Source organism: Tateyamaria sp. (assembly GCF_039945315.1).
Lineage (GTDB): Bacteria > Pseudomonadota > Alphaproteobacteria > Rhodobacterales > Rhodobacteraceae > Tateyamaria.
The window spans coordinates 39164-52340 of sequence record NZ_JBDUXB010000060.1 but is presented as its reverse complement, the minus strand read 5'-3'; the positions used below and the strand labels follow the sequence as shown (position 1 = coordinate 52340).

Annotated in this window: 12 protein-coding genes; 5 read left to right on the top strand and 7 right to left on the bottom strand. The window is 57.8% G+C overall.

The window, feature by feature from the left end; all coding sequences use genetic code 11:
* Nucleotides 1-26: 26 nt before the first annotated feature.
* The 6 genes from ABJD00_RS19890 to rpiA form a co-directional block, all read right to left on the bottom strand.
* Entirely contained in the window at nt 27-1502 is a 1476-nt protein-coding gene (locus tag ABJD00_RS19890; protein ID WP_413831145.1) for a DegQ family serine endoprotease, read from the bottom strand.
* Nucleotides 1503-1665: 163 nt separating this feature from the next.
* Nucleotides 1666-1860, bottom strand: a complete 195-nt coding sequence (locus tag ABJD00_RS19885; protein ID WP_413831143.1) for a DUF2065 domain-containing protein — start codon at nt 1858-1860, stop codon at nt 1666-1668.
* Nucleotides 1860-2747, bottom strand: coding sequence for a protease modulator HflC (hflC, locus tag ABJD00_RS19880; protein ID WP_413831141.1), 888 nt, complete (start codon nt 2745-2747; stop codon nt 1860-1862). Before hflC ends, ABJD00_RS19885 begins: the two co-directional genes overlap by 1 nt.
* Nucleotides 2747-3913, bottom strand: coding sequence for an FtsH protease activity modulator HflK (hflK, locus tag ABJD00_RS19875; protein WP_413831139.1), 1167 nt, complete (start codon nt 3911-3913; stop codon nt 2747-2749). Before hflK ends, hflC begins: the two co-directional genes overlap by 1 nt.
* A 73-nt stretch (nt 3914-3986) precedes the next feature.
* Nucleotides 3987-5447, bottom strand: coding sequence for an FAD-dependent oxidoreductase (locus ABJD00_RS19870; protein ID WP_413831137.1), 1461 nt, complete (start codon nt 5445-5447; stop codon nt 3987-3989).
* An 11-nt stretch (nt 5448-5458) separates the two neighbouring features.
* Nucleotides 5459-6247 (bottom strand): ribose-5-phosphate isomerase RpiA, encoded by a 789-nt coding sequence (rpiA, locus tag ABJD00_RS19865; protein WP_413831135.1) that lies wholly within the window; start codon nt 6245-6247, stop codon nt 5459-5461.
* A gap of 163 nt (nt 6248-6410) precedes the next feature.
* On the opposite strand from rpiA, the gene ABJD00_RS19860 reads away from it, so the two are divergent.
* The 5 genes from ABJD00_RS19860 (at nt 6411) to ABJD00_RS19840 (ending at nt 12471) form a co-directional block, all read left to right on the top strand.
* Nucleotides 6411-7625, top strand: a complete 1215-nt coding sequence (locus ABJD00_RS19860) for an adenylate/guanylate cyclase domain-containing protein (protein WP_413831133.1) — start codon at nt 6411-6413, stop codon at nt 7623-7625.
* Between the two features lie 356 nt (nt 7626-7981).
* The gene (locus ABJD00_RS19855) at nt 7982-9091 is read left to right on the top strand and encodes a porin (RefSeq protein ID WP_413831131.1); all 1110 of its coding nucleotides are present in this window, start codon (nt 7982-7984) and stop codon (nt 9089-9091) included.
* 228 nt (nt 9092-9319) lie between these two features.
* Nucleotides 9320-9991 (top strand): glutathione S-transferase family protein, encoded by a 672-nt coding sequence (locus ABJD00_RS19850; RefSeq protein ID WP_413831129.1) that lies wholly within the window; start codon nt 9320-9322, stop codon nt 9989-9991.
* 1 nt (nt 9992) lies between these two features.
* Nucleotides 9993-11366, top strand: coding sequence for an L-serine ammonia-lyase (locus ABJD00_RS19845; RefSeq protein ID WP_413831127.1), 1374 nt, complete (start codon nt 9993-9995; stop codon nt 11364-11366).
* Between the two features lie 187 nt (nt 11367-11553).
* On the top strand, nt 11554-12471 hold the full coding sequence (locus tag ABJD00_RS19840; protein ID WP_413831125.1) for a DMT family transporter: 918 nt from the start codon (nt 11554-11556) through the stop codon (nt 12469-12471).
* Here the strand turns inward: ABJD00_RS19840 and ABJD00_RS19835 are convergent.
* Nucleotides 12389-13108 (bottom strand): thiamine diphosphokinase, encoded by a 720-nt coding sequence (locus ABJD00_RS19835; protein WP_413849813.1) that lies wholly within the window; start codon nt 13106-13108, stop codon nt 12389-12391. The two genes, ABJD00_RS19840 and ABJD00_RS19835, sit on opposite strands and share 83 nt — an antisense overlap.
* Nucleotides 13109-13177: the final 69 nt, after the last annotated feature.

The window sequence follows — 13177 nt, the reverse complement described above, 5'->3', positions numbered from 1 at the left end:
CTTTCCCAATTCAATGAAAGCGTTGGCTACTCTTCGAGGCTCAGCGCGACAAAGCGTGGGTCACCCCCCCGCCGCACAAGCAACAGCAGCGACTTGCGCCCGGCATCCTTAACTTCTTCGAGCCGCGTCTCGAAATCGGAGATGGATGTCACCTTTTGCTGACCTGCTTCGGTGATCACATCGCCCGCGCGCAAGCCCTTTTCATAGGCTTCGCTGGTCTCATCCACAGCCATAACTGCCAGCCCGTCTTGATCATCATCAAGCCCAAGTTCGGTGCGCATTTCTTCGGTCAATGTGCTAAGTGTGAGACCAAGAACTTCGCGCGTCACGGGGCCTTCCGGTTCACCGTCCGGCGCCTCAACAGCGGCAGGCACAGCGCCTTCAGCCTCTTCACGACGGCCCAGCGTCACACGCAGGGTGACAGTCTCACCATCGCGGTACACAACGACGCGCACAGTCTCGCCCACGGGGCTGTTGCCCACTTGGCGAACCAGTCCACGTGTGTCTTCAACGTCGACGCCCGCAAAGCTCAGGATCACGTCACCGTCCTGCATGCCCGCCTCCATGGCAGGACCTTCGGGAACGGAGGTCACCAGAGCACCTGCAACAGGCTCAAGACCAATCGCCTCGGCGATGTCCTCGGTCACGTCCTGAATGCGTACGCCCAGCCACCCACGGCGGGTTTCGCCGAACTCTTGCAGCTGATCGACAACGCGGGTCACAACGTTGGATGCCATTGAGAACCCGATGCCGATAGAGCCACCATTGGGCGACAGAATCGCGGTGTTCACGCCGATTACTTCGCCGTCCATGTTGAACAATGGACCACCCGAGTTACCCCGGTTGATGGCCGCGTCTGTCTGGATGTAGTCATCATATGTTCCGCTGAGCGCGCGGTTACGTGCCGAAACGATACCAGCGGACACCGAAAATCCCTGCCCCAACGGGTTGCCCATCGCAACCACCCAGTCACCAACGCGCGCACCATCACTGTCGCCGAACGGGACAAACGGAAGCGGGCCGTCGGCCTCAACCTTCAGCAGTGCGATGTCGGTGTTTGGGTCGGTGCCGATCAATTCGGCCTCCAACTCGTCTCCGTTGAAGAATTCGATCAGGATTTCGTCCGCGCCTTCAATCACGTGGTTGTTGGTGACGATGAACCCATCTTCAGAAATCACGAAGCCGGAGCCGAGCGCCGAGGAGCGGCGTGGGCGGTTGCCCTCTCCGTTGCGGTCCTGAAACTCGCGAAAGAAATCCTCGAATGGAGAGCCTTCCGGGACGATGCCCTGCGGGCCCGTCCGCCCTTCAACCACCGTCGAGGTCGTGATGTTAACCACCGACGGGCTGATCTGCTCGGCCAGTGGCGCTAGGCTTTCGGGGCGGGCATAGGCCATTGCGGTCTGCACTAGCACAAAGGCGAGCGCGAGCACGCCTAGCCACAAGGCCCGCATCATGTTTTGGTTTGGTAACTGCTTTGAAATAGCGATTGCCTGTCTTTGCATCAGGTTTCTCCTAGAACGTCACTTGGCCGATTTTGGCCCGTTTGCACACATTCGTACGACCTTGCGCACAGGGTGCATGTAGGGTTGCATGCTTGCAAGATTAAAGATGGCTTTGATCAGCAACGTTTCAATACTGCGTTACCAGAGCGTGAAGATCGAAGCCCTAAAGACCCAGAAAAAAGGCCAGCCACAGGCAAATCAGACCCGAGACACACACCAGTGCACCAAACTGTCGTCGAACCGGCAGCGGCAAAGTGCGCAGCATTTCAAGCACGCGCTCAATGAGCGAAGGGGCCAGCACATAGGCCAGCCCCTCCACAATCATAACCAGCCCAAGGGCAAGCAGCACCCAGGCCATCAGTCACCTTCGACGCTGCGCGATCCCTGATCGGAGCGCAGGTAGTTGAAGAATTCGCTGTCAGGTGACATGACCATTGTTGAGTTGTCGCCCTTTAGCGCACGTTCATACGCCGTCAGGGAACGGTAGAATTCAAAGAATTCCGGGTCCGCACCAAAAGCTTCGGCAAAGATCGCGTTGCGGCGGGCATCAGCCTCACCACGAATGATCTCGGCCTGACGTTCGCTGTCTGATACCAGTTCAACCACAGTCCGGTCAGCCTGAGCACGGACACGCTGGGCGGCCTCGTTACCACGAGCGCGTTCGTCCGTCGCTTCACGCTCACGTTCTGCCCGCATCCGCTCGAACGTCGCGTCGAGGTTTTCGGTTGGCAGGTCGGTCCGCTTCAGACGCACGTCGATGATCTCGACGCCTAGCGCACTGGCCTCTGCGATGGCCGAGTTGCGGATGCGCAGCATCAGCGCTGCCCGGTCCGAACTCAGGATATCGTTGGAGGACACCGAACCCAGCACTTCCCGCGTTTCAGCGCGCAAGATCGAATCAAGGCGATCTTCAGCGAAAGCAATGCCACCAGCACCAACGGCCTGTCGGAACTGGTTCACATCCACGATCCGGTAACGGGCGAAGGCGTCAACGACGAGACGACGATCATCCAAAGGCGTGACCTCAAGCGGGTCAATATCGCGGCTGAGGATCCGGTCATCATAGCGGACAACTTCCTGAATCAGCGGTATCTTGAAGGCCAGACCTGGCTCTTCCTTGACAGCGACGACGCGGCCAAATTGCAGGACCAGACCCTTTTCACGCTCGTCCACAATGTAGATCGAGGACAGACCAATAGCGGCAAGGATCACGATAATCGGCAGTAAATATGTTGCTCGACGCATCAGTTCGACTCTCCCGTACTACGGCGCAGTTCATTGAGTGGCAGATACGGCACAACGCCTTGCCCGCCACCACCAGCAGATTCATCCAGAATAATTTTGTCCATCTGGCCCAAAACATTCTCCATCGTCTCCAGATAAAGACGCTTGCGGGTCACATCCGGTGCCTTGGCATATTCTTCCAGAACGGCGGAGAAGCGGGACGCCTCACCTTCGGCCTGGTTGACCTGCTGAGCGCGGTACCCTTCGGCTTCTTCAAGAAGCTGCGCAGATTGACCACGGGCTTCAGCCAAAACACGGTTTGCGTAGGCGTCAGCGACGTTTTGCAGACGATCGCGTTCTTGTTCCGCAGCCTGAACGTCGCGGAAGGCGTCAATCACTTCGACAGGTGGGTCAGCCTTGTCAAAGTTCACACGAATAATGTTCACCCCACTGTTGTAGCTGTCGAGTGTGGACTGGATCAAATCCTGCAAACGGTCACCAATCACACCACGATCCCGGTTGAGGATCGGAGCCAGATCGGACTGGGCGATAATCTCGCGCATCGCCGATTCAGACACGGCGCGGATCGTCGGGCGCGGGTCACGCAGGTTGAATAGAAAAGCGCTGGGATCGTTGATGTTCCACTGCACTTGAAAATCGATGTCGACGATGTTCTCGTCACCCGTCAGCATCAGACCAGCATCCGAACCCTGACGACCCACACCAATCTCTTCGGTGCGTTCCGTAGTAACCGCGATCACCTCTTTGGTCACAACCGGCCATGGGGCAAAGTTCAGGCCCGGCTCACCGATGCTCGAAAACTCACCCAGAAACAGTTCGACTGACTTTTCTTCCGGGCGGACCGTATAAAAGCTCGCCAGACCCCACAAAACGATGGCCGCAACAACAGCGATGCCAATCGTACCGCGTGTCAGGAACGGTCCAGCACCGCCGCCGCCACCACTACCGCCGCCGGTGTTTCCGCCACCGCGGCCACCCATCAGGACGCGCAGTTGCTCCTGACCTTTTTTGACCAGTTCATCGATTTCAGGGATTTGCGGACCCTCGTTGCCGGGACGCTGCCCACCATTGTTCCGGTCAGGACGGCGCGGGCCATTGCCACGTCCATCATCACCGCCGCCCGAATTTCCGCCGCCCCCCCAGGGGCCGCCCGTATTGCCAGCCATGTGGTGTCGTTCTCCTTTTACCATGCAGTCGCACTGCATCTTGACCCGTAACCTGTGCTTTTTTCGCGAGAATTCAAGCAGTCCGCATGGGTGTCTTCATGGTTACGATCTCTTCGGACATTGTGGGGTGAACCGCAACCGTCCGATCGAAATCCTCTTTGGTTGCACCCATTTTTATTGCAATCCCGGCCAATTGGATCATTTCACCCGCGTCAGGTGCGACGATGTGACAACCCAAAACCGTGCGGTTGGCTTTGCTGACCACAAGTTTCATCAACACACGATCCGGTTGACCCGCAAAGGCAGTACGCATCGGGCGGAAGGATGTGCAGTAGACTTCGATCTCCTCCTTCTCGCGCGCATCTTCCTCGTTCAGACCCACAGTGCCCATTTCGGGTTGGGTGAATACGGCAGACGGGATCAGTTCGTGGTCGACCGCCGTTGGGTTATCTTTGAACACCGTCTCGACAAAGGCCATGCCCTCGCGAATGGCGACCGGGGTCAGGTTCACGCGGTTCGTCACATCACCAATAGCATAAATATTGTCGGCGCCGGTCTTCGAATATTCATCGACCATAATCTCGCCACGCCGGCCGATTTCGATCCCCAAGTCTTCCAGACCCAAATCACGACTGTTGGGGTCCCTGCCCGTGGCAAACAGGACCATATCGAATTCACGGGGTGTACCGCTGGTCGGCTTCACCCACACAGGTCCCTGCGCTCCGTCGGCCGACGTGCTGAGCTCGACAGACTGCTGCGCCGTCGCCCCCATCGCGGCATCCGTGGCCGTGGCAGTCGAGGCAGAGTGGTCGGCGCTCGCCGGGGCCATCTCGACAATATTGGTGCCCAGCTTCAGGTCGACCCCTTGTTCGCGCATCGATTCCGCAATCAGCCCGCGGGCCTCATCATCAAATCCCCGCAGGATTTGCGCACCGCGATAGTACTGGGTGACCTCGACGCCCAGACCGTTGAAGATACACGCAAATTCACAGGCAATGTATCCGCCGCCGACGATCAGGATCGACTTGGGCAGAGCCTCAAGATGAAAGATGTCATCGCTGACAATGCCAAGGTGTGCATTCGGAATGTCCGGGCGGACGGGATGCCCACCGGTCGCGATCAGGATGGTCTTGGCAGTGCGGGTCTCACCATTGGACAGAGCGATGGTGTGCTTGTCCTTAATGCGTGCACGAGCATCAAACGTGTCGACACCGGAATTCTTGAGTAAAGAGCGGTAAATGCCCTCCAACCGGTCCAGTTCCTCGTTCAGGTGTCCGCGAAACACCGACCATTCGAATTGGCCGTCTTGAACATCCCACCCGTAGCCACGGGCAAGGCTGGGCATTTTGGAAAACTCGCTGGAGAACACCATCAGCTTTTTGGGCACACAACCCCGGATTACACAAGTCCCGCCATAACGGTCTTCTTCGGCCAATGCCACCCGCGCCCCGGCGTCCCCTGCGGCGACACGGGCCGCGCGCACTCCGCCGGATCCACCGCCGATGACAAAAAGGTCATAATCAAAATCGGCCATCGGAGTCGTTCCTATTCTGCAAGATCCTTGAACAGGTTGTCCGTCTCGATAAAATCAATCCGGTCCTGTTCAACGGTGCCTTCATTGATGTCGCGCGTCTCAACACGACCGTCGCCATAGCCGACGACAACCGCGTCACAAATATCAATGAACAATCCGTTTTCAACCACGCCCGGCATCTGGTTGATCACAAGTGAGAGCTGGCGAGGATTGCCAATACGCTGCAAACTCAGGTCCAGAATATAGTTGCCCTCATCGGTGATAAAGGGGCGTTCGCCATTCATGCGCATAGAAGACTTGCGGCCCAGAACATCCATGGAAATCAGGGTCTCTTCGACGAGAGCCTGCGTGGTTTGCCAGCCAAAAGGGATCACCTCAATCGGGAGCGGGAACGCACCCAGATGTTCGACCTCTTTGCCGATGTCGGCAATCACAACCATTTGATCCGAAGCCGTCGCTACGATCTTTTCCTGTAGCAGGGCCCCGCCCCCGCCCTTGATCAGGTTCAGATCGCCATCGAACTCGTCCGCCCCATCAATGGTGAGGTCGAGCCACTTGGCCTCATCAAGGCTGATGACCTCGATACCAACCTTCCGGGCCAGATCGGCGGTGCGAGAAGACGTGGGCACACCTTTGAAGCGCAAACCGCCATCGCGCACCTGATCGCCAAGACAACGCACCAGCCACGCCGCGGTGGAGCCGGTGCCAAGACCGACGCGCATTCCATCCTCAACATAGTCTGCAGCACGCTTGGCTGCGACGAACTTGGCCTTGTCGATGGGCGACAGTTCTCCGGTCATATTGTGGCGACTCCCCAAATGGTCATGGCGTTATAGAGGCACGTCTGCACTGTTGCGACCCCTATGGGCCGACAAAAGACCGGCAAGACGTGACAATCCGCGTAATCTGCGAAACAAACGTGAAAGAGCTTTGCATATCGAGGCATATGGCAGCATATGGCAGGTGGCCGACCTTTTTGAAAACATCATCGCATGGCTGCAAGACCGTGCCCTCGGCGACGAAGACATTGTGTCCACGGTCCACGAGTTGTGCACCCGTCTGGTCGACGGCGGAGTCCCTGTGGCCCGGGTCAGCGTCGGGCGCACCGTGCTGCACCCTGTCATCGGATTGATGGATATGTCTTGGGACCGTGAAACCGGCAAAGTCGAGACCAACGCAATGAACCGCGATGTCGTCCGCAGAATGACAGAATTCAACGCTCCTTTTGGCACCATATCGCGCGGAGAGACCGACCGCATCTTTGCCGATCTGACTGACCCCGTCGACGTGGCGCGCTACCCCCTCTTTGCGGATCTCGCGGAACAAGGGATGACAGCCTACTATGCCGCCGGTCGGACTTACGGTCATCGCCAGGAACTATTTGATACCTATGGTAAGTCGTTCCGAGGCGGCTCAGTGTCCTTCGCGACCAAACGCTTTTCAGGCTTCTCCGAAACTGATCTGGATGGGTTGGAACGGCTGATCGCACCGTTTTGCATATGCCTGCGCATCGCGGATGACCGCTTTGTCGCCAACGAACTTATGGGGACCTATCTGGGCCGCATTACAGGCCAGCAGGTCCTGTCCGGTCATATTGAGCGTGGCGACGGCCAGCAGATAGACTGTGCGATCCTGTATTCTGACCTGCGTGGGTCAGTAGATTTGTCACAAGAGTTGGACACCCAAACCTACCTCGACACGGTGAATGCCTATTTCGACTGTGTGGCCACAGCCATCACCGAACACGGCGGCGAGGTGCTGAAGTTTATCGGCGACGGCGTACTCGCGATCTTTCCCTTTGAAGACGTCAAGCGGCCGCGCCCAAACATGTGCGCGGCCGCACTCGCCAGCGCGCAAGAGGCCTTCGCCCGCGCCATTCATACCAACAAAGCCCGACTGAACGCGGACCTTCCGCCAATCCAGTTTGGGGTCGGACTGCACGTTGGCACAGTGATCTACGGGAATGTTGGCACGACGCGCCGCCTTGATTTCACCGCGACCGGGCCTGCGGTAGGCCTTGCAAGCCGGTGCGAGGGGATGACGCGCACGCTCGATACTCCGCTGCTGGCCACAGGCGCTTTTGCAGCTCTATGCCCGACCAAAGGAATTGAAAAAGGCGCGCAAACTTTGCGCGGTTTCAATGATCCGGTGGACTTGGTGTCATACCCGCTGGAATAGCAAAAGGCGGGGTCATCCCGTTCGACAATGCCATGCGCCACGGCATCAGGCAGGCAATCACGGAAAGCAGGACAAGAATTGTTCGCATAGGGCAGCTCCTTCTGCCCTCATTCAATATGAGCTTGGTTAAGGTCGCATTAATCATGGCACAGATTCAGAATATGAGGTTCTGCCATTGGCTGGGTGGACGTGTTGGGCTCAAAACGTTTCAAGCGCCACCACAGAGACACATCTGAATCCAGCTTTGGTACAACTTTCACAACAAGGTAGGATTGCTCCTTTTCTGATTTTTCTTACCGCAATAGGGTGACCGGAGATAACGGTACGAAAGTACCCGCGCCAGCCGAGGTGATCTTATGAACCAAACGTCTATCAAACGGGTGCTGATGACTATTGTTTGCGCAGTGTGTGCAACCCAGGTCGCGGCAGAACTCAAATATGACACCGGAAACGGCGGCTCTGTTCAGATTTATGGCGAGTTCAGCCCCGCGTATCTTTCATTCGACGATGGCGTCTCGACCACGAGTGAACTCGTGGACAACACCAATTCCAACACGCGCATCGGGTTGTGGTATCGCAATCCAACGGACTTTGGCGAATTCGCTATTAATCTGGAAACGTCTTTTGGCCTGCGTCCGTCTGGCGGAGTGAACCAAGTCATCAAACCTGATGCATTCGAATGGCGGCGCACTAACATCCGCAAGATCGAAGCGATCTGGAATGTCGATCAATTCGGCACGTTCTATTTGGGACAAGGGAGCATGTCGAGCGACGGAGCTTCAAGCCAAGATCTGTCTGGCACAACGCTCGTCCTTTACAATTCAATCCCCGACACTGCCGGCGCGTTTACTTTCCGCACAACAGCGGGCGCTCTGACTGCTAAGACTATAAACGCGGCATTTGCCAGCTACGACGGCAGCCGTAAGGCCCGCGTGCGCTACGATACACGTTCATTTAACGGCTTCCGCCTGTCCGCTAGCTACGGTGAGGAAGTGCTCCTTGAGAATGTGGATAACAAAGTCTCCGACTTTGGAGTGTATTATTCCGGAGAAGTTGGCAGCACCACAATGGTCGGAGCGGTGGCCTATTCCCGCACGGAGTTTGACATCGGAGTAACGCGCCATAACACCGTGGGCTCGTTCAGCCTCCTGCATGACACCGGCTTCAACGTTACTGTCGCCGCCGGCCGTAGCAACGAAGCGGGAAGTTATGGCTATGCCAAGTTGGGGTACAAGACCGATTGGTTTTCGATAGGCTCTACCGCAGTAGCGATAGACTACTATTCAGGCAGCGACACGACATCACCGAACTCTGACTCTGACTCCATTGGTATTGGTGTTGTTCAGTCCTTTGACGCTGCCAATCTTGAAGCATACTTGGGCTATCGCGAGTACAGCCTGAGCGAGACGGCGCAAACCTACCGTGATGCGTCTTCCGTACTGTTTGGTGCACGCTGGAAATTCTGAAGGTGGAAATCGCCGGAACGACGCATACCGTTCGATGTCTAAATTTCTTACACATGTTTGCGCAAAGGTCAGACGTCACAGCCCCGTCGCTCGTATCAAATGATATAAAACGGTCTTTGCCGCCAACGGCGGTTGTTGAACAGTAGATTTGCCGTGCTGGCGCTGTGCGCTCCAAAAATGGTCGCTTTTGTCAGGTCGCACGGCGCGGTCCGTGGTATCGCCTGCCCCATGCGCTACGTTCTCCACTATGCCCCTGACAATGCTTCGTTGATCGTCCGGCTCGCGCTGGACTTCGTCGATCAAAAATTTGAGACCCGGCTGGTCGATCGCAGCAGCAACGCTCAAACCAGCCCCGCCTATCTGGCCCTCAACCCAAACGGTCTGATCCCCTCACTGGAAACTGTCGATGGGGTCATATTCGAAACCACTGCGATCCTGCTTTATCTGCACGAACGGCACGGCGCGTTGATGCCACAGGACGGACCTGCCCGTGCGCAGGCCATCAAATGGCTGGTCTGGCTGGGCAACACCCTGCACCCAAGCCAGCGGATGCTGTTCTATCCGCATCTCTATACGGATGGCGATCACGAAGACCTGCGCCGCCCGGCGCGCGCGCGGATCACCCGGCTTCTCACTCTGCTCGCAGACGCCAAAGACAGCGACTGGCTCGAAGGACCACCTTCGGCCATGTCCTGCTATCTGGCGCCACTGCTGCGATGGTGTGCGATCTACGGCGGGCCTGCGTGGTTCGACCTATCCGATCACCCGCGGCTGATGGACTTTGCCCGCAGGATGGAGCAGACCGAAGCAACGACCCGCGCCATCACTGCTGAGGGTCTGGGTCCAATGCCATTCACAGCCCCCAAACGCCCAAACCCAGCCGAAGGATCAGCCCTCTAATATGTTTTTGTCTGTTTTTGAGATGTTCAAGGTCGGCATCGGCCCGTCTTCTTCCCACACAATGGGGCCGATGGTGGCGGCTGCTCGGTTTCTGGACATGATGCGCGCCTCTCCATTCCAGTTCGCCGGGTTGCGCGCCTCTTTGCATGGCAGCCTGGCCTTCACCGGTGTGGGGCATGCCACGGACCGCGCGACGATCCTTGGTCTTGCCGGGTTCGTTCCCGACACTTACGACCAAGGGAAGGCCGAAGCGACACTCACGGCACTCGCCCAGGACCACACACTACACCCGGATGGCCTGCCCCCGCTGCACTTTCACCCCAAAACCGATCTAAACTTTGACTACGACACCCAACTGACCGGGCACGCCAACGGGATGATCCTGATGGCAACCGACGCCCAAGGCGATGTGATCCTGCGACAGGTGTTCTATTCCATCGGTGGCGGCTTCGTGATGACCGAAGAAGAACTGGCCGCAGGCAAGGCCACGGACGAAGGCGCGCCAGTTCCCTACCCCTTCAAGTCTGCCGCCGAAATGCTGGAGATGTCTGCGAACTCCGGCAAGTCCATCGCCGCCATGAAACGCGCGAACGAAGTGTCGCGTGGCACCCCCGAAAGCCTCAGCGCAGGCACCGGACGGCTGTGGCAAGTGATGAACGACTGCCTTGAGCGTGGCCTGTCCACTGATGGCACCCTACCCGGCGGCCTGAACGTGAGGCGCCGCGCCAAGGACATCCATGACAAGTTGCAGGCCGAACGGGGTATGAACCTGAACGCCCCGCACACCATCAACGATTGGATGGCAGTCTATGCCATGGCCGTGAACGAGGAAAATGCTGCTGGTGGTCAGGTTGTCACTGCTCCAACGAACGGGGCGGCAGGCGTGTTGCCTGCAACCTTGCGCTACTACCTTGACCACGTGCCCGGCAGTTCCGAAGCCCATGTCGAAGACTACCTGCTCACTGCGGCCGCCATTGGAGGGCTCGTGAAATACAACGCCTCGATTTCCGGGGCCGAAGCCGGGTGTCAGGCTGAAGTGGGCAGTGCAGCGGCCATGGCGGCGGCGGGCCTGTGCGCGGTAATGGGCGGCACCCCTCAACAGATCGAAAACGCCGCCGAGATTGCGCTGGAACACCATCTAGGGATGACCTGCGATCCTGTGCGCGGCCTTGTCCAAGTGCCCTGTATCGAGCGCAATGGATTGGGCGCAATCAAGGCGGTCAGTGCGGCCTCCCTCGCCCTGCGCGGCGATGGCACCCATTTGGTGCCGCTGGATGCCTGCATCGAAACCATGCGCCAGACCGGGGCAGATATGAGCGAGAAGTACAAAGAGACATCTCTGGGCGGCTTGGCTGTGAATGTCCCGAATTGCTAACTTTGGGTTTGCGGAGGCAAACTCCCCAATCTGACATTAATCCCGCAAACAGAGTCAGCGGATGGGCGCATTCCGCGTATCGCGCGGAACAGTGCCACCCATCGACAGCCAGGCTGACGCCAAAGCGCATCACCCATGCTGCAATTGCAGCGTTGCCCCATGGGGAACCGCTGTTAGGGTGCCGTTCATGACCCAAGACCGCCCTCTCCTCGGCATCTTCCTGATGCTGGGTTTTTGCGTTGTGGCCCCGATGGGCGACGCAGTGGCCAAACTGCTGGGCCAATCGGTTCCGCTGGGTGAACTGCTGCTCGTACGTTTTGCCATACAGGCGATCATCCTGATCCCGTTGGTCTGGCTGGGACGGCGCATGTGGAAAATGCGCGGCCGGGTGCTGCGACTGACCGCTTTGCGTACTGTGCTGCACATTTTTGGAATTGGGGCGATGTTCACAGCCCTGCAATATCTACCTCTCGCCGACGCGGTCGCTATTGCCTTCGTGATGCCGTTCATCATGTTGTTACTAGGTAAATACGTTTTGGGCGAAGAGGTCGGCAGCCGCCGTCTCATGGCTTGCATCGTTGGGTTCATAGGCACACTCTTGGTCGTCCAACCCAGCTTTGCCGAAGTAGGCTGGCCCGCTCTACTGCCGCTTGTGGTGGCCGTGAACTTTTCGTTCTTCATGTTGGTAACACGGCAGATCGCCAAGCAAACAGATCCCATCGGCCTTCAAGCGGCAAGCGGCGTGATGGCCGTCTTTATCCTGGGGCCTTTGTTGTGGTTTAGCCAAAGCGCGGGCATTGCGCCTTTGGAAGTCGTCGAGGTCGACAGTCGTGAAATGGTACTTCTTGCCGCCATCGGGATTCTAGGAACACTCGCTCACTTGTTGATGACATGGTCCTTACGGTTCGCCCCTTCGGCCACGCTCGCACCCATGCAATACCTTGAAATTCCCGTGGCAACGATCATCGGCCTGATCATCTTTTCCGATCTGCCTAACGGCCTTGCAGCCACTGGTATCTGCATCACGATTGCGTCGGGGCTCTATATTGTCCTGCGTGAGAGGGCCATCGCGCGGCTGGAGGCGCAAACGCCAGCGCCTGCGTAACCGCGCCCAGATACCGGCGCGGGAGCATCACGATCATGGCCGGGTTATCCATGGCCAGCGCAATCGGCCCCGTGGCCGCATTCGAGGTGCTCGTTTGCCCCACAGGATCAAGGACCAACCCATCAATCTCCCATCGCAAACCGGACGATGTGCCAGTCACAGGCGCAAGTGGAAACAACGACACAACATCTCCTGCGCCCGTCTCGATGCGAAGTGCGGGCGGGCACAAAAACACAATCTCAGTGGCGCCCAACAACACGCACGCGCGAGCTGGATGGGATGCAAGCACGTTGAGCGCAGCCAGCTGATGATCCAGCCGCGCGCCCAGAAACCCAACGCCAAGAACAACAGGCGCTTCGATATTGCGCAGCGCCTTATCAAAATCCGTGCTGTCCTGTTCAGCGATATGGTGCCGGCGATCCGAGGGGGTCAGCGCCAGTGTTTCGGGTGACACTGAATCAAAATCCCCAATCACCGCGTCCAGGGACACACCGGCGCGGGCGGCCAATTCAGCCCCTCCGTCGGCGGCGACGCAGGTAGACGCAAAGGCCATCGCAGCCTTAACATCCTCGGTTAACGCATCTCCACCACCCAAAAGAGTCACGGGATTGGGGCTCTGAACTATCATCTGCTTCATGGCTTTTTAATGCAGTTTCCTGAAACAGATCACAATGTCGCCTCAAAATGATACGATAAAGATCATAGA